The organism is Ruminococcus sp. (assembly GCF_019423705.1).
Lineage (GTDB): Bacteria > Bacillota > Clostridia > Oscillospirales > Ruminococcaceae > Hominimerdicola.
Window position 1 is genome coordinate 135,253 of sequence record NZ_JAHZAX010000001.1, and the last position, 22,173, is coordinate 157,425.

Sequence of the window (22,173 nt, forward strand, 5' to 3'; positions counted from 1 at the left end):
TTTTATCATATCCTTAAATTATTATTTCCCACTAACGCCATTGACCACATTCTGCGGAGTGCCCTCAATCCACATTTTAAGGTTCTGGGCAACTGTTTCGAGCAGGCGCTCTCCTGTCTGCTTTGGCGCCCAAGCGATATGGGGCGTGATCGTGCAGTTCTTTGCGTTTCTAAGCGGACAATCTTCCGTCATAGGCTCTTTTGTGAGGACGTCTATCCCTGCCCCTGCGATAGTGCCGTTTTCAAGCGCTTCCGCCAAAGCTTTTTCGTCCACCAAGCCGCCCCTTGCGGTGTTGACAAAATATGCCGACGGCTTCATCATACTAAGGCTCTGAGCGTTTATCATCTTCTCGTTATCATTTGTCAGCGGACAATGGAGTGTAACAACATCGGCGGTTTTGAGCAGCTCCTCCAGCGTGACCGCAGGCGTGCCGTCCGTGATCTTCTTGGGCGAACGGGTATACGTCACAACTTTCATTCCGAAAGCCCTTGCGATCTCAGCCACCTTTTTTCCGATATCGCCATAGCCCACAATGCCGATAGTCTTTTCTGCAAGCTCATAAGTCGGTATGCCAAAATATGAGAACAGCTTATAATTCACCCAGCCGCCCTCGTCGACTTTCTGAGCGTACTCTCTTATCTGACTGAAATAGTTCAAAACAAGTGCGAAAGTATGCTGCGCAACTGCGTTTGTTGAATAGGCAGGAACATTGCATACCACAGCGCCGTGTTTATCGGCGGCGGAGAGGTCAACATTATTATAGCCCGTTGCGAAAAGCCCCACATACTTGAGGTTTGGGCACTTTGAAAAGACCTCCTCCGTGATAAGGCATTTATTGCATATTACAGCGTCCGCAGAGCCGATCTTCTCTGCGACCTGCTCGTTTGGTGTGAAGCCGTATATTTTGCAGTCCCCCAAGGCTGTTATGCCATCAAGGGAAACGTCATTTCTCGACACGGTCTCGGAATCGAGGATAACTATATTCATATAAATCGTCCTTTGAAATTGGTTAATTTGGGTCAAATAAATCAGCGTAATTTGTTACAATATGCGCAGGAAATAGGCAACAACCATTTTTGCGCCTTGTCAATACACGGGCGAACAATGTTTGCCCCTACATATGGGGTTTTAACCTATTCTCCCTTACTATCATTATCTGCACTATCGCTGGAATTATCAGCCGTTGCAGCATTTTCGCTTTGAAGTTTAGCCTGCGCTTTATTATACTTATGAGAGAATATGCCTGCCAGCGCAAGAAGTATCACTTCGATACCGAACAGGAATGCGATAACGATACTCTCGGTGCAGAACTGCGTAACGATAGTGAGGTCGATCGCCACCATTATAATAAGGTAATGCACCGAACGTTTTCTCATAAACTGCGTCATATATAAAAGCGTTGCGATGATACAGAATATGAAATGCACCTTGAAAGGCAATGGTGCATAGACATTCTGCAATGTTGCGGACTCAGCCGCCAATGTCTCCAACACAAGATCATCTCCTTGTTTTCCTATGCGCTTTTAGCGCCAATTATTCATTTTATATTATAGCACACACTCTTCAAAATTGCAACTTTTTTCAGGGGCTTTGCCCCTGAAAAAAAGGGGTTTACAAATTTAGCGGAGTGTGATATAATATATTTGTATATTTTTACGAAAGGACGACCTTGCTATAAAAAATATATTTGATTCACATTGTCATTACGACGATCACGCTTTCGATGAGGATAGATATGAGGTCCTTGACAGACTGCTGAAAGAACCGGGTTCGCCCGTGGATAAAGTCTGCCACGCTGCTACGGACGAAAATTCATCGCTGTTCGGTATCGAGACCGCTTTAAAATATGATAACTTTTATACCTCCGTGGGCTTTCACCCAGAGTGTATGGATACCCTGCCGGAGGACTATATGACTAAGCTTGAAGAGCTTTACGTCAAAGCCTGCGCTACCCATAAGCTGGTGGCTGTGGGCGAGATAGGCCTTGATTATCACTATGAGGGTTACGATAAGGAAGCGCAGATAAGACTGTTCGATCATCAGATCGAGTTCGCTGTCAAAAAAAGCCTGCCTGTTATCGTGCATTGCAGAGAGGCTACTCAGGATTGCCTTGATGTGCTCAATAATTATGTGCCGTCGGGCGTTGTCCATTGCTTCTCCGGCTCCGCTGAGACCGCTAAGCAGGTCATCGGGCTTGGTATGTATATAGGCTTTACAGGTGCGCTGGCTTTCAAGAACGCTAAAAAGGCTCGACGTGCCCTTGAGGAAGTGCCTATGGATAGACTTCTCCTCGAGACCGACTGCCCTTATATGGCTCCGCCGCCGTATAGAGGTCAAAGGTGCGAAAGCTATATGATAGAGGAAGTCGCAAAGGTCGTAGCTGAGATAAAAGAACTCGATCCGCAGGAAGTGCTTGACATTACAAACAGAAACGCTTGCCGCCTGTTCGGGATCGAATACAAGAAAGGATAACTGAGGACAAAATGAAAGAGACAATGTTTATTGTTATACCCTGCTATAACGAGGAGCAAATGCTTCCTATCACGGCAGAAGCACTTATAAAAAAGCTTGACACGCTTAAAGCAGACGGCCGTATCGCTGAGGACAGCAAGGTTATGTTCGTTGACGACGGCTCAAAGGACAAGACTTGGGAGATAATAATGAAGCTCCACGAAGCAAGCCCTGTCTTTACAGGACTGAAGCTTTCAAGGAACAAGGGTCATCAGAACGCTTTGCTCGCAGGGCTTATGACCGCTAAAAATTACGCAGATATAATCGTGTCTATGGACGCCGACTTGCAGGACGATATCAACGCTATCGACGGCTTTTTGGATAAAAGAGCCGAGGGCTGCGACATTGTTTACGGCGTTCGTTCCTCAAGAGAAAAGGATACCGCTTTCAAAAGAGGAACTGCTCAGGCTTATTACAAGCTTCTCGAGCATATGGGCGTCGAGATAACATATAACCACGCCGATTACAGACTTATGAGCAAGAGAGCCGTTGAAGCCCTCGCAAAGTTCAAAGAGGTCAACCTGTTTTTGAGAGGCCTTGTACCTATGGTGGGCTTTAAAAGCGACATCGTAAAGTATGTAAGAAACGAGCGTGTGGCAGGCGAATCGAAATATCCGCTGAAAAAGATGATATCCTTTGCGGTGGAGGGCATAACCTCACTTTCGGTAAAGCCTATCAGATTTATCACAACTATCGGTATCTTTGTATTTTTGGTATCTCTTATAATGCTTATCTACTTCCTTATCACTTGGGCGGTAGGACATACTGTACAGGGCTGGGCTTCCACCATAACGTCAATATGGGCGATCGGCGGACTTCAGCTTCTCGCAATAGGCATTATCGGCGAATATATAGGAAAAATTTATCTTGAGACCAAAGCAAGACCTAAATTTATAATCGAAAAAAATCTTGAAGAATCAGACAAGGAGTAATTAAAATGCCAGAACTCAGAGCAAACAACAACAAAGCCAACTTTGACAACAACCCTAAGCTTATTGAAGCTATCGCAGAGATGAGAAAGAATTTCTGCGCAGAGACGCAGAACAAGGTCATCAACACAGCGCTTGCCTGCACATTTCTCGTGCCTGCAATGGTAGAAAAGACAACAGAGCTTGTTGCCGACGCTGAGAACCACGTTAATTTCGAGGACAAGAACAAGGCTAAGTTCATTCTTCTCAACAACAACAAGACAAACGGAACATTCTTCCCTGTTTTCACTTCTCCTGAAGAGGCTCAGAAACTCAAGTATGACAAGCCTTTCCAGTCATTTGCAATGAGATTTCAGGACATTGCAGCTCTCACAGAGCAGACACCAAAGGTACAGGGCTTTGTTATCAACCCATTCAGCGAGAACCTTCCATTCACACAGGAAATGCTTGAATCTATCAAGCAGACGCTCATCAAGGTAGCAAAAGAGCGCAAGGCTGCCGCAGAAGCTGCACAGGCTGAGGGCGCAGAAGGCGCTGAGCCAAACATCACAGTTACAAATAACGAGAGCGCTGAATAATTACATAACAATAAGCAAGACGGACAGCCAAATGGTTGTCCGTTTTTTATGTAAAAAATCCCCGAACATTCAATGCTCGGGGACATTTTTTATTTGTTTCTTATTTTGCCTTGTTCTCATAATCCTTGGCTTTGTTTTCTATCTTGTCAACGGAGTTCTGCTCGGTGATATCAATGCGGTAATTGTAGCTGTCCTTGTCCGCCTGAGTGTTCTCTGTGAAGTATTCAAGCTTTCCATCCTTGTCGAAATAATAGGTGGTGGAAAAGCCCGTTGTGCCGATCTCTTCTGCGTCCTTGCCAAGCTTTGAAACATCGTAAACGTAGGTAACAGTAACAGAGCCATCGTCGCCGATGATATCCGAAACGCTGCTGACTGCCTTTGGCGCAAACATCAGCATACCCTCGTCAGCTTGTGGGTGCTTGGCTTTTCTTGTGTATTTCGAGAAGCCCTTGTCGCCCTTGACTGCGTGGGAATATTCGCCGTTATCGTATGTGAAGCTCTCTATGCCGTTGTTGTACTGAGCATACTCCGTGCCGCCGTTCTTGCCATAATAAGAATAGGTCAGCACGTCCTTTTCATCATATTTGAAGGTAAATTCCTGCTCGACCTCGCCTGTGTCCTCATTTGTTATTACGACCTTTGCGGAATCAAGGTTGGCGTAATCTTCCCTCGCCTTGTAAACGAGCTGATCGTGCTTTAGTTCGGGCTGTCCGCAGGACGAACAGAAAAGGCAGACAGCCGCTGTGAGGGCTGCTGCCGTATATTTCAGATATCTCAAAGGTCTTATTTTACTTGATTTTGATCTCATTGCAAATTATTTCTCCGTTTTGCATTTTGCATTTTTTATTATAAAAAATTGTTATAGGCTTATAAGCTCTTACAGGTCTTTGAGAAAATGATAAGAGCCGCAGCAATAGTGAATATCTGCGAGATCGTAGCGTGGACCATAAGACCGATGTTGAATTTTATCACATAAAGGTCAATGGCAAAGCTTTCTATTCCAACGTTCTTTCCCCACGCAAGCCAGCCCACATAGCTCTTGCCCTCGCAGACATAGGCGATAAAAGCCCCCAGAACTATTCCTGCAAGCATAAAGAATATGAACGCAAACGTCCTTTTGAAATTCTTCATAGCTGATATCCTTTAATTTCTTACTTTTTACTTTTTTATTTTCTTCTTGAAGGGGACTTTCTCTTGTTGTCGATAACACGCTTGAGGTCAGAAAATCTCTCTTCGCTTGTTGCCTTGAACTTGCTGAGCATATCCTCAAAATCTGCGTTGCCGAAATTGCTGTCGGAATTATATACCGGCGGTGGGTTCTTTGCAAAATCCTGCTGAGCTCTGTCCCTGTTGTAATTATTATAGCCGCCGAAGCTGCCGTGATCGTTTCTCTGTCTGTTCTGCTGACCCTGACGGTTGAACTGTCTCTGACCGCCCTGTCTGTTGCCGTCTCTGTTATCTCTTTTATCTCGTCCGTCTCTGCCCTGCTTGTTGTCTCTTGCGCCCTCTCTTGGCTTTCTTGGAGGTGCAGGCAGAGCCTTTTTGATAGAAAGGGATATCTTTCCGTCGTCGCCCAAATTGAGCACCTTTACCTTGACGGTCTGACCCTCTGTAAGATGATCCTTGATCTCGCTTACAAAAGTATTCGCTACCTCAGAAATGTGAACCATTCCTGTTGTGTCCTTATCAAGCTCCACAAAAGCGCCGAACTTTGTAATGCCTGTTACTTTTCCTTCATAAATTTTTCCTACTTCAAGCTGCATTTAATTTTTTTGTCCTCTCTGCAATAAAAATTATATAATAATGTATATCGTTTAATACACATTATTTTTTATGGTCGGTCGCCCGATCAAAATTTCCCCAAATTGAATCATTAAATTATTGAGTTTTCTTCAATTTACCACTAATAAACTAGTTATCGTTATTGACGATATAAAATCTCCGCTCGTTTGGATAAGCATAACCAAGCTTTTCAATGGCTATCTTCTCCATATATTCCGCCTCATCATCGGAGCTGAGAAGCCTTGTATATTCATCGTTGAGCTGCTTTGCTGCGGTTATCTTCTTTTCGATAACGCTTGACTCCTTTTTGAGCTGAGCGATCTGAGCCTGCTGCGAAATTATCGTCGCAAGAGAATATACCAGCAGAGCCGCCACGGCGAACACCGTAAGAAGCCTTCCAAATCTTGAGTGCTTCCGCTTTGGTGCTTTTTCAAGAACGTCCTGCACGCCGTCGGTATCTTTCGGCGCTTTATTTTTTTTACCAAACATTATGTACTCCTTTGATCTTTACACTTTTACACTATTTTTGCGTTTTGTCTTTCTTGTCTTTCATATTCCATATTCTAATACCGATCTGAGCATACGGCGTACTAAAATGTTAATCGTTTAACACCGCCTGCTCATTACAATAAAACCGACATTCTATTCTCTTTTATTATACACTAATTAAATCTAAACTTGCAAGGGCTTTTCGTCATTTTTTTTATTTCTTTTGAAATTTAAGCACTTTTTCACAAAACGCCTCTTGATAAAGCCGCCGATTTTAGTCATAAATCTCCCAACCGGCGAAAAGACCAGCTTTTTCAGCGTTTCGAGCACCTTTCTAAGCAGATAGACGATAGCATTGCCTAAAGAGAGCCGCTCCAGCAGCGCACCCAGCACCATTCCCACAAGGGCAAAGCCTCTTATAGACCCTGTCAGCCCCGTGCAGAAAGTATAAAGCGCAAAGCCAAAAAGCAGCACATAGGCGAAATCCTCCACGAACACCAGCGCTTTCGGGTGATAAAGCAGCGCCCTCGCCACACGGACGATATCTGCCGCCACCCCAAGCGCCGCCCCAAGCACCACCGAAAGCAGAAAAAGCTCCGTCTCAAGCGCTATCCCAAGCTGCATATTTTCCATTTTTCCTCACCGACCCTTTGCTATTTTTGTTATTTGAATATCTTCCCGATAGCGGAAAGCTTTTTGCGCCTGTCTTTTTCCCCGTAGATAAGCGCCCAGACGTCCCCCTCAACGGACACGTCCCCTGAATCGACGCTTATCTCGTTTATGTGCAGGTCTTTGCCCTTTATGGTGAGCTCTCCAAGCTGAGTGAAAAGGCATATCTCCTCCTCATTGAAGCTGTCAACGTCCGTCACCCCCGTGAGCTGGAGCTTTCGCCTATCCTGCAAAATAGCGTTATGGTTTCCCTGCGGTTCGTTCATAAAGATACCTCCTTGCGAAATTGTAAAATTGCGTAATTTTCGGGCTATGGGTTGCGTTTTGATAGCAATTTTTGCCCTTTCTATTTTTATATGCAGGTGTGGCTTGATTTATAATATGCATACACAAGCTATTGACAATGCGCATTATGCGTGTTATAATATATAAAAAAGAGGTGAGCTTATGAAATTCAGAGAGGTCGAGAAATTACTGTTGCAAGACGGCTGGTTAAAGAACGTTAAAGGTTCTCATTATCAATATAAACACCCCAGCAAAGTCGGCAAAGTCACGATACCGAACCACGGTGGCGACCTTGATTTGAAAACGGTCAAATCAATTTTGACGCAGGCTGGGCTCAACAATAACGACAAATAATTTGCAGAAATATTTACTGCAATAAAACATAAAATAAAGTTAGGAGGTAGTTTTTATGAAACTTGTTTATCCTGCATATTTTTCACCTTTAGAAGAACAAGACGGATATTGCGTTACATTCCCCGATCTTCCTGGCGCTGTAACACAAGGCAATTCTCTTGCCGAAGCTATCGAAATGGCTGTGGACTGTGCAAGCGGCTGGGTGCTTGACGAACTTGAGGACGGCAACCCTGCACCAAAGGCTTCAAACCCGAAAGATATAGTTATTGAAAACAGCGGTGATTTTGTAAATCTCGTTGTGCTTGATATGGACAAATATGCTGAAATGTACGGCGAAAAGGCTATACGCAAAAACTGCACTCTGCCCTCTTGGCTCAACAAGCAGGCTGAGGCTGCGCACATAAATTTCTCTGCGGCGTTGCAGGAAGCGCTTATCCAAAAATTGAACAATATGCACTAATACAGATATCACCCCAAGCCCTGCCTATCAAACGGCGGGGCTTTTTTTATTTCCAACAAAATTTCTTCCCCTGAAAACGTTTTACCGCCTTGACAAAATATCCATTAATAGTTACAATTATAATATACATTTTATAAAGATCAGAAAGGAAAAATATATGGAACCTAAAAACAAAAAGCTTGTAGCCGCTGACTGCGGAAAGCTCAGCTATATGGGCAGGATAGACTTTTCGGATAAGACACGCCCTGAATTTTATTACGCAGGCTCAAACGTCACAATGACTTTCACGGGAAAGAGCGTTTCGGCGGTGATAAAAAACTACAAGTATTTCAATATCCAAGAGCTTGGCTTTGTTATCGACGGCAAAGAGGGCAAGGTCACATTTGACGTGAATGGCGAGGACACAGTCCTTGATATAGCCGACGGTCTTGAAGCTGGCACTCACAGGGTAACTCTTTTCAAGAGGCAGGATGCTTCTCATTACTTTGAGTTTGTTGGCTTTGCTATCGACAATGACGGCGAAGTTCTCGACAACAAGCCATTGCTGACAAGAAAGGTAGAATGTTACGGCGACTCTGTTTCCGCTGGCGCAGTTTGCGAAGCTATCGACTATGTTGCAAGCAACGACCCCGACGATCATCAAGGCGTATATGACAACGCTTGGCACAGCTATTCAATGATAACCGCAAGAAACCTCGGTGCGCAGATACACAATATCGCACAGGGCGGCATTGCGATTTTCGACAACACAGGCTATTATCACGCCCCGAACTATATCGGTATGGAGTCTGTTTACAACAAGCTTTGCTATTTCCCTGAGGGTGCAAAGGGCGTAACAGACTGGGATTTCAGCCTTTACACACCTAACGTTGTACTTTTCGCCGTTGGACAGAATGACCCCCACAACGAGGGTCACGAGGATTTTGACATCACAGACCCGGCTTACAGAGCAAAGTGGAAAGCCGCTTACAAGGATATAATTCTTGACCTGAGATCAAAATATCCAAAAGCAACTTTCGTGCTCCTGCTGACAGTTCTTTGCCACGACAGCGAATGGGACAAGGCCGTTGACGAGATTGCAAACGAGCTTTCCGACGACAAGATAACCCACTTCACCTACACAAGAGCAGGCAAAGCGACCCCAGGTCACCCAAGGCTGCCCGAACAGTATGAAATGGCAGAAGAGCTCACCGCTTATCTTTCAAATATGGGCGATAAGATCTGGGAATAATAATCTAATGAAAATAGTAAAGACCATACAGATTTGCTTCTGTATGGTCTTTTTATATTGTGCTTTGCCGAATAATAACAACGCCAATTGTAGGGGCGAAAATTGTTGTTCGACAAGGCTCACAACAATTTATGTTCGCCCGTTTTTTGTGTGCCGTTCAATGCAATGATGGCAGCGCCTTTATCCCGTGATCTTCTTCTCCGCCATAAACATTCCCATAACCTTGATATTTATAGTGTCGGCGTCAACTTTCTCGCCGTTGATAGTCATAGTGTTCACAACGTTCTTTCCGCTCTTGCGCTTGAATGTCATAACATAAGTGTCGCCGCTTTCAGTTGTGCCTGTATAGGTCACACGGTTCTTGAAAATGTTGTATGTCCACTTGCCGCTTTCAAAATATGTACCGAACGCCTGCGAATATGTGGAGCTTGTCAGCGTCATTTCCGTGTCGAACTTGCACTCAGAATGTGCCGTCGTCAGCACTCTGAAAAAGCCCAGCGCAAAATAAATTACTGCGCAGACAATAACAAGTCTCGATATTCGGCGTATCCAGCGCCTTCTTCTGACTGTCTTTTCCTTGCCTGTGCCGTTGCCCTCTGCGGGGGTGCGGCGATAGTTTTCCTGTTCAGCCTCTCTGAACTGCTGTTCACGGCTTTTCTGCGTTCGTCTCGCCCGAGCCTGCTGCTCTCTTCTCATTCTCTCTTCGGCTTCCGCTCTCTTCGGGTGCTCGTAAACACGCTTTGGAATGCTCTGCACTCTGTTGCGGTCAAGGTATTCCTGCCTTGGCTGCTTTCTCTGTGACTGTGAAGCGCCGACCATTCTTCCGCAGTTTGTGCATATCTTCGCCCCGTCCTCAAGCTGAGCGCCGCAGAATGTACAATGTCTGCTCATTTTATCAATCCTTCGTTTTATTTCTTTTCCAATCTATTTTTACACGTTTTGTCTTTTAAATTTTATGTCTTTTTATCTTGAACTTAAATATATCTTACAACGCCGACAACCTTGCCGAGGATACTTACTTCGTCAACGATGATAGGGTCCATTGTGTCGTTCTCAGGCTGGAGCCTGTAATGGCCGTCCTCTTTGTAGAAAGTCTTTATTGTTGCGGACTCGTTATCAACAAGTGCGCAGACGATATCGCCGTTTTCAGCATAAGGCGTCTGCTCGATGACAACGATGTCCCCGTCAAGGATAGCCGCATTTATCATCGACTCGCCACGGACTTTCAGCGCAAAAAGCTGGTTGCTGTAATGCTTGTTTGGCTGGAAGCTTATGTAATCTGTGATATCCTCGATAGCCGTAATAGGCACGCCTGCCGTAACAGTTCCCACAAGAGGTATCCTCATACCGTTGCCGCTTGTGAGCTTTATCGCTCTGTTCTGATTTGAGCCCTTTTCAAGCAGACCCTTTGCAGTCAGCGCATTGATATATCTGTGGGCTGTGGAAGTCGATCTGTAACCGAACTTTGCGCAGATCTCTCTGACTGTCGGCGGATAGCCCTCTTCGATCCTTTCCTTGATGAAGTTGTATACTTTTTTCTCGTTCTCGGTAACTTTTCTTGTAGCCATAATTTTCTCCTTTCATCAGAGCATTTTGCAAAAACGCCCTCGGGGAATAAACTTAATAACTTAATAACTTATCATCTGATTTTCTGATCGTCTTATTTCTTATATTTTTATATTTAAAGCTCCTTAGCAAGCCTTTTCGCAAGCTTATAAACATCGCCGCAGCCAAGGGTTATAACAAGATCGCCCTCTTTGCAGTTTGCCTTTATATAGTTGATACATTGCGAGAAATTGAACTCTTTCTGCTGGGCGGTCTGCTTGTCAACAAGCTTGTGATCCGTCTCAAAGTAAACAGCGTTCGGAATCTTTTCGCCAAGCTGTTCGGTATAAACGCCGTCGGTATTCTTTTCACGGCTGCCCATTATATCAGTTATAACGGCGATATCTGCGATCGAAAGCGCCTTCACAAAGTCGTCCATAAGAATTTTCGTTCTTGAATAGGTGAAAGGCTGGAAGACTGCCCACACTCTGTTGAAATCAAGACCCTTTGCGGCTCTGAGCGTACACTCTATCTCCTTTGGGTGGTGGGCGTAATCGTCAACGATGGTAACGCCCTTTACCTCTGCGATCTTTTCAAAGCGCCTAATTGCGCCGAAGAATGTGTCAAGGCCCTCTGCAATGCCGTTCCAAGAAACGTCGGAATATCTTGCCGCCGCAACAGCCGCAAGAGCGTTCATAACATTGTGGTCGCCGGGGACGTGGATAGTTAGGTCTCTCACATACTCGCCCTTATAATAAAGCTCAAAGCAAGTCTGCAAGCCCTTTTTGGACTTTATCACAGCGGAATAGTCATTCTTTTTATCCCAGCCGAATGATATCATTTCCTTGTCCTTGATATCCTCAACAGCCTTGATAGTATTAGCGTCGTCGCCGTTAAAGATAACAGCTTTAGAAGCCATACCGGCAAATTTATTGAAAGACTTGATGATATTTTCGATATTCTTAAAATACTCAAGATGATCTGCGTCAACATTAAGAATGATAGCAACGTCGGGGTCAAGCTTCAAAAAGTGATCTTCAAACTCGCAGGATTCGCAGACCATAGTCTGAGAAGAACCAGCCTTGCCCGAACCGCCGATACTGGGGAGCTTTCCGCCGATAACGCAGGAAAGGTCAACGCCCTCCTTAACAAATATCTGCGTAAGCATAGAAGATGTTGTAGTCTTGCCGTGAGTGCCCGAAACGCAAAGCGCATTTGAATACCAACTTGTGACAAGTCCGAGAATTTCGGCTCTTTCGCAGCATACAGCGCTGCTTGCCTTTGCGGCGATAAGCTCAGGATTATCCGCCATAATAGCGGCGGTATAGATGATAAGGTCAGCGCCCTCGATATTTTCGGCTCTCTGACCCATAAAGACTGTTATGCCCATTTTTCTGACAGCTTCAAGGGTCTCGGTCTCGTTATTATCAGAGCCTGTGATAAAATAGCCCTTTGAGTGGAATATCTGCACCAGCGGATACATACCAGAGCCGCCGATACCGATAAAATGGACGTGCTTTATATTTTTCAGTATTTCATTAGAGATCATATTGATCGCTCCTACTATAATCTTAAAATTAAAATTGCGAAGTATTATATATACTATTAATTATATTATAGTACATTTCGAGAAAAAAATAAACCCCTTTCTGAATATTTTTCAAAAAAAGAGGCAAAAATTTTTATAGACGATGAAAACGACCAACTTAACCAAACTTAACCAAACTTAACCAAAAGAAAGGGACTAAAGACAATGACCATAACCGAGATCAAATTCAGAAGATTTATGAACGAGGGCAAGCTTCGTGCGGTAGTGAGCCTGACCTTTGACCACACCTTTGCTGTACACGACATCAAGGTAGTGCAAGGCGAAGAGCGCCTTTTTGTAGCAATGCCCAGCCGCCGTGATGACAGCGGTGTTTTCCGAGACATTGTTCACCCCATAAATCAAGACCTCCGCCGAGAGATCGAGACCGAAATTCTTTCCTCCTATCAAATGGAGCTTGACAGGCAGGCGGCTGAGGGGGATCTATACAGCTAGTGTTATGAACAGATGTTCCACGTGGAACAGTAAGGGCGTGCCCCTGCACCAAATTTGTATAATCTGGACTGCGGACGACTTTATTTTGTAGCCCAAAGATATAGTAGGCTATAAACCATACAAAATTCGTCATTTGATAATCTTTTTTCGATAAACAAAAAAGGGCGAACAATGTTCGCCCCAGGCTGTCGCAAAAAGCAGCAGATCAATGGGCGACCACAGGTCGCCCCTACATATAAGATTACAAAAAATGTCAGAACGATCAATCGAACGAAGTTCGCAACAACAAATATCACCGCCGCTAGGCGATACCTTCATTCCTCACTCCTCATTCCTCACTTGAGACCTAGCCCTCTATTTCCGACTGATCTTCGATCACGATCGGGTGTCCGTCCTCCGTGAGAAACATATCTCCTGCCGAACATTGCACCGCCGTTTGCTCCGCTGTGATATCGTTCGGCTTCAGCTTGAACCTTATGGCCTGCTTGCAGTTCTCGATCTCGACCTCAGAATGTATTCCGCCCGACTCGCCGTCCAACGTCCACGGTATCTCATTCTCGCAAATAAACTTCAACTTTGAAGCCTTGAACGTCACAAAATGCTTGTCCGAAAGCTTGTTCAGCACCGCTTCATTTACAGTATTGCTCAGCTCGATAGCGTTTCTAGGCGTTTTCACCAGCACGACCTCAAACAGTCCGTCGTCAAAGCAAACGCCGTCTGCAATAAGCTTTCTCATTCCGCCGACCGACGTGGTGTTCGAGATAAGACCAAGTATAAAGCTGCCCTCAACTGTCTCGCCGTCGTGCTCGACTTTCATCTGCTGGCCCGTAATTTTCGACAGTCTTTTTATAGCCTCCGCAACATAAGCGGCGTGGCCGAACTTATTTTTAAGGTTCTGAGACGTTTCATATGAAACATCTGTGAAAGCGCCGAAGCCTGCTACATAGACGAAATACTGACCGTTGAACTTGCCGATATCGTAATCGAAATACACGCCGTCGACTATCTCCTGAGCGGCGGCGATCATTTTCTTTGGTATACTAAGCGACTGGGCGCAATCGTTTGTAGAGCCTGCCGGGATATAGCCCAGCGGTATTTTTTTGTCGAAAGTCATCATAGCTTTGACCGCTTCTGAAAGCGTGCCGTCGCCGCCCGAAGTTACGATGATATCGTAATCCTGTCCGCACTCGCAGAGCTTATTATAGCCGTCAAGTTTAGCCTGTGTAGGGTACGTAACGACCTCATATCCGCCTTTTGTGAAGATATCGACGATATCGCAGAGGTTATTTTTTATTTGTCCTTTGCCAGCCTGTGGGTTAAAGACAAACAGCATTTTCTTTGCATTTCTCATTTTTCCCCGACCCCTTTTCTTTGGATTTCTCGTTATTTGTTTCTACTTTTTCTATGTTTTATATTTTATTTTACTTGCTTTTTACATTAAGCAATTATACCACAAATTTGTCAATTGTCAAGTGTTTTTGCGACAGCAGTCTAAAAAACTCGACAACGATCGCAAAACATTGATATCAACAGCGACAGCGTAAGCAAAGGCTGGCGAACAATGTTCGCCCCTACATATGGAAATCGAAATTCATCGCCGCTAGGCGATACCTTCATTCCTCATTCCTAACTCCTCACTTAAACTTAGTCTTTTGCATCATACCAGCTTCTGCCGCTATTAACGTCCACCGTCATCGGCACAGCCAACTTCACCGCATTCTCCATTTCGTCCTTCAATATCTTCTCCGCTTTATCCTTATCAACTTCCGCAGCTTCGATGATGAGTTCGTCGTGTACCTGCAAGATGAGCCGTGCGTTAAGCCCTTCTTCTTTGAGCTTCTTATAAACCCTCACCATTGCGATCTTGATTATATCCGCCGCTGCGCCCTGTATAGGTGCATTCATTGCCGCTCTTTTTCCGAACGCCTGCAAAACTTTATTCGTCGCCGACAGCTCGGGAATATATCTTCTCCTGCCGAAAAGCGTTGTAACATAGCCGTTCTTTATGCCGTCCTCAACTGTCTTATCCATAAATTCCGACACTTTCGGGAAGTTGTCAAGATAATTTTTGATGTATCTCTTCGCTTCCGCAACCGAAACGCCGATGTCTTTTGACAGCGAAAATGCTCCGATACCATATATGATGCCGAAATTTACCGCCTTTGCGGCGCTTCTCATCTCTGGCGATACAAAATCCTCGGGGATATCAAAGACCTGCGCCGCCGTGGAGGTGTGGATATCTCTGCCCTCTGAGAAAGCTTCCTGCATATTTTTGTCGCCGCATACTGAAGCAAGCACTCGCAGTTCGATCTGACTGTAATCGGCGTCAAGGAGGGTGTAGCCGCCCTCTGCCACAAAGAATTTACGCATATTCCTGCCGATCTCTTTTCTCACGGGGATATTCTGCATATTAGGCTCTGTGGAAGATATTCTGCCTGTGCGAGTTTCAGTCTGCTTGAAAACGGAATGAACTCTGCCGTCGGGGCGGATAAGTTTCAGCAGGCCGTCAACATACGTTGAATTGAGCTTTGTCAGCGTGCGGTATTCCACGATAAGCGGCACGATGGGGTGCTTGTCCATAAGGCTTTCAAGGACGTCGGCGTTGGTGGAATAGCCCGACTTTGTTTTCTTTTTCGCCGGCAGACCTAAGTCCTCAAACAGCACTTCGCCAAGCTGTTTTGTGGAAGCGATATTGAATTCCTTGCCTGCGTACATATAAATTTGCTCTGTAAGCTGGTCAATCTTGACTTTCAGCTCCTCGCCGAAAGTTTTTATGCCCTCTGCGTCCGCCTTTACGCCGTAAAACTCCATTGAAGCCAGCACTTCGCAAAGTGGCATTTCGATATCCTCAAAAAGCTTTGTCATTTCCGTCAGCTCAAGCTGTTCTCTGAGGTTTTCGCTGAGGGCAGGCAGGCTCGCAAGGTCGGCGTTATCGTCCATATCGGAGCGATAGAGGCACTTATACGAAAGGCAGAGATTTTCAACTGTATACTCGCTTGACTGTGAATTGAGCAGATAGCCTGCCAAGTCGCAGCAGAAGATGAGGTTTTCAAGAGTCTTGCCCTGTCCGAAAGCGTATTTATATGCGCTCTTGCCCTCAAAGGTGACTTTTTTGCACTTTGACGACATAAACGCCGTTATAAGCTCAGGCTCTGCGGTGTGATATATGATATCATCAGCAAGCAGGGAAAGCTTGCCATCCGCAAAGATGAAATAAGCTGTTTTATCTTCCGAAAGTGCAGCTATATCCTCTTTTGCGAGGTCTTTCACCTCAAATTTAGGCAGATCGGCAAGCTTGAGTTTCTTTTCCGTGATATCCTCTGACGAATTATCAGAAGCTTTTGAACTCTTTGATTTTTTGCCGCTAAGGCCCAGCCTATCCATAAGGCGGAGCATTTCAAGGTCGGCGAGGAGAGCTTTTGTTTTATCGGCGTCGACTTCGCCAAGCTTGTAAAATTCCGTTGCCTTTTCGATAGGCGCTTCAAGGCATATCTCTGCAAGAAAGCGGCTGTCTATTGCGTCCTGATGGCCTGCTTCAAGCTTTGCACGGACGGAGGGGGTTAGCTTTATATCCGCAAGGCGGGCATAAAGTGTATCAACGTTGCCTTCCTGCTTGATAAGGTTAAGGGCGGTCTTTTCGCCAATGCCCTTTACGCCCGAAATATTGTCGGAGGTATCGCCCATAAGCGCTTTGACCTCAATCATCTGACGAGGGGTGACGCCGTACTCTTCCATTATCCTATCAGGGGTGTAAATTTTTGTTTCCTTTGTTGTAGCAAGGCGCACCGTTACAAGGTCGGAGACGAGCTGGAAGCTGTCACGATCTCCTGTTAAGATATAGCACTCGTTACCGCTATCGGCGGCGGCTTTTGAGAGCGTGCCAAGGATATCGTCAGCTTCATAGCCCTCGCACTCGACTATCTTTATACCAAGGTCGCCGAGAAGCTCTTTTATAACGGGCATTTGCTGGGCAAGTTCCGCAGGCATACCCTTTCGGTTGGCTTTATAAGCTGCGCTTGCCTTGTGGCGGAAGGTCGGCGCTTTAAGGTCGAACGCCACCGCAACGCAGTCGGGGGTCACCTCGCCGATCTCCTTGAGATAGATATTCATAAATCCTGTGAGGGCGTTTGTGAACTGACCCTTTGAATTTGACAGCAGCTTTATTCCATAATAAGCCCTGTTCATTATGCTGTTTCCGTCGATAGCTAGTAGTTTCATTGTAGTTTACCTCTAATATATATCTTATTCCGAGATCTTATCCAATGACAGCGTTGCAATGCCGTTAAGGCTTTCGTCTGCACGGCGGCCTGCAAGGTAGTCAAAATATCCCTGACAGGCGATCATTGCGCCATTGTCTCCGCAATATTTGAATTCGGGCATATAAAGCTTATAACCACGCTTGTCGCAGGACTTTTGCAGCTTGTCACGAACGCCCGAATTTGCCGAAACGCCTCCTGCAAGACCTATTGTAGTATACCCTAAATTTTCTGCGGCAAGCATTGCCTTGTCAACAAGTATATCGGAAATAGTGTGCTGAAAAGAAGCCGCCATATCGTTGACGTTGACGGTCTCGCCTTTCTGTGCGGCATTGTGGGCAAGGTTTATCACGGCGGTTTTCAGTCCGCTGAAGGAGAAGTCATATTCGCTGCCCTGTACCTTTGGGTGTGGAAGCTTATAGGCATTCGGGTCACCCGACTTTGCGGCGTTGTCGATAAATTTTCCGCCGGGATATTCAAAGCCGAGAGTTCTTGCAACCTTGTCAAAACATTCGCCAGCGGCGTCGTCCCTTGTCCTGCCGATAACGTGATATCTCGAATAGTCCAGCACCTCAACGATGTGAGAATGTCCCCCCGACACCACAAGACAGAGATAAGGCGGTTTGAGCTCAGGGTGAGAGATATAGTTTGCGGCAATGTGACCTGCGATATGATGAACGGGCACAAGTGGCTTGCCCGCGCTCATCGCAAGACCTTTCGCAAAGCTCACGCCAACAAGCAATGCGCCAATAAGTCCTGGAGCGTATGTCACCGCAACAGCGTCGATATCAGCCATTGTGCAGTTCGCCTCCTCAAGAGCGGCTCTCGTCACCCAAGTTATGTTCTCGGCGTGGCGGCGTGAAGCTATCTCGGGCACAACTCCGCCATAAAGCCTGTGCTCGTCGATCTGACTTGCCACGATATTTGAAAGCACCGTTTTTCCGTCCTCGACAACAGAGCAGGCTGTTTCATCGCAGGAACTTTCTATTCCTAAAATTTTCATTATATTACCTTCTTTTTGTTATTTCATAAATATACACAAATATGCGCAGTATCCGCATCGTTCGCCAGTTGGTTTGCTGCTTTTGCGACAGACTGAGCGAACGATGTTCGCAACAAGAAAATCATCGCCGCAGGCGATACCTTCATTCCTCATTCCTCACTCCTCATTCCTCACTTGCAACATTCCTTACTATTCCAAACCGTATATTCTTTTCATTTCCGCCGAATTTCCGCCGTCTGCGGAGCGCACATACAAAGGCTTTTCTATCTGAACGAAAGGCTTTCCGCCCTTTTTGCCCTCTACAAGTATGAGCCAAGGGGGACATTCGGGGTTCTTGTGAACGGTCCGCAAGCGCTTTGGCTCAATGCCGTTCGCCCTCATTGCGGTCATAATGTCGCAAAGACGCTCGGGGCGGTTGCATATGCAAAGCCTGCCGCCGAATTTGAGGTTCTTCTTTGCGCATCTGCATACGTCGTCAATGGTGCAGAGCATTTCGTGCCGTGCGATGGACACCGCTTCGCTGTCATTTTTCGCACCTGTGTTGTTTATTTTGTAGGGCGGATTGCAGGTGATAAGATCAAGCTCCTTCTCGCTGCGCCAGTCGTTCAGATCGCCCAAAACAGAGGTGATGTTCGTTATCTTCGACCTTTCCAACGAAATTTTCAGCTGCTCGTGAGCTTTTTCCTGTATCTCCACCGCATAAATTTTCTGCGGCTTGTAGAATTTTTGCAGCAGCAGGGCGATTATCCCGCTGCCTGTGCAGAGGTCGGCGCAAATGTCCTTGTGCCTTGCTGCGGCGAAATCACCAAGCAGAAAAGCGTCCGTGCCGAAGCGGTGCTCGTCGGAAATACATATCTCTATGCCATCGCCAAGATTTTCAAATGTGAAGTCATTGTATGTCATTTAATCGTCCTTATTATTGTATGAATTGGGTTCAAGCGCCATTAAAATCGCATTTTCAGTCGGCGAGGTGTAGAAATTTTTCCTCAGCCCCACCTGTTCAAAGCCCAGCTTTTCGTAAAAGCTTATGGCAGCGGAATTTGAGCTCCTCACTTCAAGATACCATTTTTCAGCCTTTGCGGCATTGTATGCCCTGTCAAAAAGTGCTTTGGCTATCCCAAGCCTGCGGAATTTGTCCACCACGCCGATATTGTTTATCTCAGCCTCTCCGCAAACGCACCACACGCTTATAAAGCCTGCCGCTTCGCCGTTGCAAAGGGCGAAAAACGAATAGTCGTCGGGATTATCCACCTGTTTGAGATAAGTTTCAAGCGACCAAGCTTCAGGAAGAATTTCCGCTGCGATCTTTGCATAGTCCGCCGCATTGTTTTTATCGAGGGTCACAATGTCAATATCAACTGTACCGATCGTGCAAATTTCGCTCAACTTATTCGCCCTCGATCTTTGTGCCAATAAGACAATATACCTTGCAGTCGCTCAGTATTTTGACCTTTACATCGTGGAAACCACGCTCTCTCGCCATTGAGCGCACCTGCTGCGGAGTGAACTTGTCAAAACCTGTGTCGCAATATGGCAGCTTGTCAAGATAGCCCTTTGTATAGAACGTGCAAATAAAATTGCCGCCGTCCTTGAGGACACGCCTTACTTCGTCGAGAACTTTGTCTGTGTCCTCCCAAAAATAAATGGTGTTGACTGTATAGACCGTGTCGAAAAAGTCGTCATTGTAGGGAAGCTGGTCTGCGCTGCCCTGCTGGAGAATGACCTTGTTTGTATTAACGCCGTCACGGTTCTCACGCTTTGCTTTTTCAACCATATCTGCGGAAATGTCCACCCCGTAGAACTTGGCGTTTATGCTCTTGCTGAGCTTCTTTATCGTAACGCCGTTGCCGAAGCCGATGTCCAAAATTCTTGCGCCGTCAAGCTTGCAGACAAATTTTTTCACCGCCCTGTAATGCTCAGCGTTGAAAAAGTTCATAAACCTTGCGCTTGCAAGTCCGCCAAGCCCCTGCGGGTCGGCAAACTGTCCGTCGATGTATTCTTTTATGCTCATAAAATCACCTCAAAAATCTAAAATGTAAATATATAAATGTATAATATAAAATTGCGAAATCCAACGGGCGAACAATGTTCGCCCCTACATAATTCAATTCTATTTTCGCTTTGTCGAGAGCTCAATGCAAACGCCTTTTCTTTATCGACCCTATCCTCGGGCTACTATAAAAAGTTGCCCGTAGTACAAGACTATGCGAATTAAAAAACTATTTAAACAGCCTTCCGTACAATTCGCCCTTGGAAAATCCTGTCGCCTTTGCGATCTCACGGCAGGCGTCTGCGCCACGCATACCCTTTTCCACAAGAGCTTTCACCTGCTCAAGCGCCTCTTCGATGTTCTCCGCAGGGCAGAGCTCTTCCTCTTTTGCACCCTCGATAACAAGCACAAATTCACCCTTGGGCTTGTTGACCTCGTAATAATCCACCGCCTGCGCAAGAGTGGCGCGGAAAACCTCTTCGTGTATCTTTGTAAGCTCTCTGCAAATGGAAATTTTTCTGTCGCCGAAATATTCCAGCATATCCTTCAAAGTGTAGATAAGCTTGTGGGGAGCTTCGTAAAAAATCAGCGTGTTCGTGCAGTTTTTCACCGCCGCAAGATGATTCAAACGCTGCTTTTTCGTGGTGGACAAAAAGCCCTCAAACTGAAATTTCGCCGTGTCAAGTCCGCTTATTGCAAGGGCAGATACCACCGCCGACGGCCCTGGAACGACTTCCACTTTCACACCATTTTCGGCGCAAAGCTTTACAAGCAGCTCGCCCGGATCGGAAATGCAGGGCATACCTGCGTCTGTGACGATAGCTGCGTCCTCGCCTGCCATTATCCTGTTCAAAATCCCCTCGCCGACAGCCTTTGCGTTGTGCTCGTGATAACTCACCAGCGGCGTTTTTATCTCGAAATAATTGAGCAGCTTTGCGGTAACTCTTGTGTCCTCGGCGCAGATGAAATCCGCCTTTTCAAGGGTCTCAACGGCACGATAGGTCATATCGCCAAGGTTGCCGATAGGCGTGCCCACAACATATAACTTTCCCATTTTATGTATCCTCTCTGTTGGTCTGCAAAATAAATTCTATCATATCATCAAGGTCGCAAAGGGTGTTAAGTCCGCCGCTCTGCGCCCTAAGTTTAGCAGAGCCTTTGAGCCCTTTGACATACCAAGCGCAATTTTTGCGAGCCTCTTTCATACCCTGCCGCTCGCCTTTATATTTGCAGATAAGCTGGCAATGCTTTCTCATAATTGCCATTTTTTCCTCGACTGATGGCTCTGCAAGGGTCTCGCCCGTTTCAAGATAATGCTTCACATCACGGAAAACCCAAGGACGGCCATAGCTTCCACGGCCTATCATCACAAGGTCGCAGCCTGTATAATCGTACATATCCTTTGCAGTTTTGCCGTTAATAACGTCGCCATTGCCGATAACAGGGATAGAGACGGCATTTTTCACCTGCTTGATTATATCCCAATCGGCTTTGCCCGAATAGAACTGAGTGCGTGTTCGTCCGTGGCAGGTGACCGCCGAAGCGCCTGCCTGCTCGATAAGCTTTGCGAACTCGACAGCGTTGATATTATCGCTATCCCAGCCTGCACGGAACTTGACCGTAACGGGGCAATCGGCGTTTTTGACGACTTCACGACAAATCTCCGCCGCAATTTCGGGGAGCTTCATAAGGGCAGAGCCGCTGCCGTTGCCGACGATTTTTGGCACGGGACAGCCCATATTTATATCAATAATATCGGGGGAAAACTGGTTGAGCATATAAGCCGCCTTTCCCATAAAATAGGGGTCTTCGCCGAAAAGCTGGAGGGCGTAAGGGCGCTCTTCAGCTTCTATCTCGCAAAGTCGTGCGGTTTTCTTATCGCCATAGCAAAGACCTTTAGAGGATATCATTTCGCTGATTAGATAAGCAGCGCCGAACTCTTTGCACATAAGGCGGTAGGATTTATCCGCCACGGAGGCCATAGGTGCGAGGGCGGCGGAGCGTTCTATTTTCACATTTCCGATAGTGAGAAAATTCATTATTTCAGACC

General features: G+C 46.0%; 27 protein-coding genes. 7 read left to right on the forward strand and 20 right to left on the reverse strand.

The features are described from left to right. Positions 1–21: 21 nt before the first annotated feature. Both QZ371_RS00575 and QZ371_RS00580 read right to left on the reverse strand, forming a co-directional pair. Complete coding sequence (locus QZ371_RS00575; protein WP_295207515.1) at positions 22–987, reverse strand: D-2-hydroxyacid dehydrogenase; 966 nt, start codon at positions 985–987, stop codon at positions 22–24. 146 nt (positions 988–1,133) lie between these two features. Further along, positions 1,134–1,493, reverse strand: a complete 360-nt coding sequence (locus QZ371_RS00580) for a hypothetical protein (protein WP_295207518.1) — start codon at positions 1,491–1,493, stop codon at positions 1,134–1,136. Between the two features lie 190 nt (positions 1,494–1,683). On the opposite strand from QZ371_RS00580, the gene QZ371_RS00585 reads away from it, so the two are divergent. Genes QZ371_RS00585 through QZ371_RS00595 form a run of 3 tightly spaced genes read left to right on the forward strand, consistent with a single transcriptional unit; the run spans position 1,684 to position 4,018 of the window. After that, on the forward strand, positions 1,684–2,472 hold the full coding sequence (locus tag QZ371_RS00585; protein WP_295208073.1) for a TatD family hydrolase: 789 nt from the start codon (positions 1,684–1,686) through the stop codon (positions 2,470–2,472). An 11-nt stretch (positions 2,473–2,483) separates the two neighbouring features. Next, entirely contained in the window at positions 2,484–3,443 is a 960-nt protein-coding gene (locus QZ371_RS00590; protein ID WP_295207521.1) for a glycosyltransferase family 2 protein, read from the forward strand. A gap of 5 nt (positions 3,444–3,448) precedes the next feature. Continuing rightward, a complete protein-coding gene (locus QZ371_RS00595; RefSeq protein WP_295207524.1) occupies positions 3,449–4,018 on the forward strand; it encodes an SseB family protein in 570 nt (189 codons plus the stop codon). A 100-nt stretch (positions 4,019–4,118) separates the two neighbouring features. Here the strand turns inward: QZ371_RS00595 and QZ371_RS00600 are convergent, their stop codons facing one another. The 6 genes from QZ371_RS00600 to yabP form a co-directional block, all read right to left on the reverse strand. Next, positions 4,119–4,826, reverse strand: coding sequence for a hypothetical protein (locus QZ371_RS00600; RefSeq protein ID WP_295207526.1), 708 nt, complete (start codon positions 4,824–4,826; stop codon positions 4,119–4,121). A gap of 59 nt (positions 4,827–4,885) precedes the next feature. Further along, the gene (locus QZ371_RS00605) at positions 4,886–5,149 is read right to left on the reverse strand and encodes a DUF4321 domain-containing protein (RefSeq protein WP_295207529.1); all 264 of its coding nucleotides are present in this window, start codon (positions 5,147–5,149) and stop codon (positions 4,886–4,888) included. A 35-nt stretch (positions 5,150–5,184) separates the two neighbouring features. After that, positions 5,185–5,781, reverse strand: coding sequence for a S1 RNA-binding domain-containing protein (locus QZ371_RS00610; protein ID WP_295207531.1), 597 nt, complete (start codon positions 5,779–5,781; stop codon positions 5,185–5,187). Positions 5,782–5,929: 148 nt separating this feature from the next. Next, positions 5,930–6,289 (reverse strand): septum formation initiator family protein, encoded by a 360-nt coding sequence (locus tag QZ371_RS00615; protein WP_295207533.1) that lies wholly within the window; start codon positions 6,287–6,289, stop codon positions 5,930–5,932. Positions 6,290–6,472: 183 nt separating this feature from the next. Then, a complete protein-coding gene (gene yabQ, locus QZ371_RS00620) occupies positions 6,473–6,922 on the reverse strand; it encodes a spore cortex biosynthesis protein YabQ (RefSeq protein WP_295207536.1) in 450 nt (149 codons plus the stop codon). A 29-nt stretch (positions 6,923–6,951) separates the two neighbouring features. Continuing rightward, positions 6,952–7,224, reverse strand: coding sequence for a sporulation protein YabP (gene yabP / locus QZ371_RS00625; RefSeq protein WP_295207539.1), 273 nt, complete (start codon positions 7,222–7,224; stop codon positions 6,952–6,954). Positions 7,225–7,405: 181 nt separating this feature from the next. Here yabP and QZ371_RS00630 point away from each other — a divergent pair, with 181 nt between their 5' ends. The 3 genes from QZ371_RS00630 (at position 7,406) to QZ371_RS00640 (ending at position 9,288) form a co-directional block, all read left to right on the forward strand. Beyond that, on the forward strand, positions 7,406–7,597 hold the full coding sequence (locus QZ371_RS00630) for a type II toxin-antitoxin system HicA family toxin (RefSeq protein ID WP_295207542.1): 192 nt from the start codon (positions 7,406–7,408) through the stop codon (positions 7,595–7,597). Between the two features lie 55 nt (positions 7,598–7,652). Further along, positions 7,653–8,057, forward strand: coding sequence for a type II toxin-antitoxin system HicB family antitoxin (locus tag QZ371_RS00635; protein ID WP_295207545.1), 405 nt, complete (start codon positions 7,653–7,655; stop codon positions 8,055–8,057). Positions 8,058–8,214: 157 nt separating this feature from the next. After that, on the forward strand, positions 8,215–9,288 hold the full coding sequence (locus tag QZ371_RS00640; RefSeq protein WP_295207548.1) for an electron transporter RnfD: 1,074 nt from the start codon (positions 8,215–8,217) through the stop codon (positions 9,286–9,288). A 180-nt stretch (positions 9,289–9,468) separates the two neighbouring features. On the opposite strand, the gene QZ371_RS00645 is transcribed toward QZ371_RS00640, so the two are convergent. The 3 genes from QZ371_RS00645 to murC form a co-directional block, all read right to left on the reverse strand. Next, complete coding sequence (locus tag QZ371_RS00645; RefSeq protein WP_295207551.1) at positions 9,469–10,179, reverse strand: zinc-ribbon domain-containing protein; 711 nt, start codon at positions 10,177–10,179, stop codon at positions 9,469–9,471. Positions 10,180–10,262: 83 nt separating this feature from the next. Next, positions 10,263–10,856 carry a transcriptional repressor LexA gene (gene lexA / locus QZ371_RS00650; RefSeq protein WP_295207554.1) on the reverse strand — a complete coding sequence of 198 codons (594 nt, stop codon included), beginning with the start codon at positions 10,854–10,856 and terminating at the stop codon, positions 10,263–10,265. Positions 10,857–10,969: 113 nt separating this feature from the next. Then, a complete protein-coding gene (murC, locus tag QZ371_RS00655) occupies positions 10,970–12,382 on the reverse strand; it encodes a UDP-N-acetylmuramate--L-alanine ligase (RefSeq protein WP_295207557.1) in 1,413 nt (470 codons plus the stop codon). A gap of 204 nt (positions 12,383–12,586) precedes the next feature. On the opposite strand from murC, the gene spoVG reads away from it, so the two are divergent. Beyond that, entirely contained in the window at positions 12,587–12,874 is a 288-nt protein-coding gene (gene spoVG, locus QZ371_RS00660; RefSeq protein WP_295207560.1) for a septation regulator SpoVG, read from the forward strand. Between the two features lie 346 nt (positions 12,875–13,220). On the opposite strand, the gene QZ371_RS00665 is transcribed toward spoVG, so the two are convergent. The 9 genes from QZ371_RS00665 to dusB form a co-directional block, all read right to left on the reverse strand. After that, positions 13,221–14,225, reverse strand: a complete 1,005-nt coding sequence (locus QZ371_RS00665) for a YegS/Rv2252/BmrU family lipid kinase (protein WP_295207563.1) — start codon at positions 14,223–14,225, stop codon at positions 13,221–13,223. A 293-nt stretch (positions 14,226–14,518) separates the two neighbouring features. Then, a complete protein-coding gene (polA, locus tag QZ371_RS00670; RefSeq protein WP_295207566.1) occupies positions 14,519–17,092 on the reverse strand; it encodes a DNA polymerase I in 2,574 nt (857 codons plus the stop codon). A 24-nt stretch (positions 17,093–17,116) separates the two neighbouring features. Then, positions 17,117–18,133 carry a tRNA (adenosine(37)-N6)-threonylcarbamoyltransferase complex transferase subunit TsaD gene (tsaD, locus tag QZ371_RS00675; RefSeq protein ID WP_295207569.1) on the reverse strand — a complete coding sequence of 339 codons (1,017 nt, stop codon included), beginning with the start codon at positions 18,131–18,133 and terminating at the stop codon, positions 17,117–17,119. Between the two features lie 18 nt (positions 18,134–18,151). Then, positions 18,152–18,286, reverse strand: coding sequence for a hypothetical protein (locus QZ371_RS00680; protein ID WP_295207572.1), 135 nt, complete (start codon positions 18,284–18,286; stop codon positions 18,152–18,154). A 36-nt stretch (positions 18,287–18,322) separates the two neighbouring features. Continuing rightward, the gene (locus QZ371_RS00685; RefSeq protein WP_295207575.1) at positions 18,323–19,036 is read right to left on the reverse strand and encodes a methyltransferase; all 714 of its coding nucleotides are present in this window, start codon (positions 19,034–19,036) and stop codon (positions 18,323–18,325) included. Beyond that, the gene (rimI, locus tag QZ371_RS00690) at positions 19,037–19,519 is read right to left on the reverse strand and encodes a ribosomal protein S18-alanine N-acetyltransferase (RefSeq protein ID WP_295207578.1); all 483 of its coding nucleotides are present in this window, start codon (positions 19,517–19,519) and stop codon (positions 19,037–19,039) included. Position 19,520: 1 nt separating this feature from the next. After that, positions 19,521–20,144 carry a class I SAM-dependent methyltransferase gene (locus QZ371_RS00695; RefSeq protein ID WP_295207580.1) on the reverse strand — a complete coding sequence of 208 codons (624 nt, stop codon included), beginning with the start codon at positions 20,142–20,144 and terminating at the stop codon, positions 19,521–19,523. A gap of 208 nt (positions 20,145–20,352) precedes the next feature. Beyond that, positions 20,353–21,177 (reverse strand): 16S rRNA (cytidine(1402)-2'-O)-methyltransferase, encoded by an 825-nt coding sequence (gene rsmI / locus QZ371_RS00700; protein WP_295207583.1) that lies wholly within the window; start codon positions 21,175–21,177, stop codon positions 20,353–20,355. A gap of 1 nt (position 21,178) precedes the next feature. Then, positions 21,179–22,162, reverse strand: coding sequence for a tRNA dihydrouridine synthase DusB (gene dusB / locus QZ371_RS00705; RefSeq protein WP_295207586.1), 984 nt, complete (start codon positions 22,160–22,162; stop codon positions 21,179–21,181). Positions 22,163–22,173 lie beyond the last annotated feature (11 nt).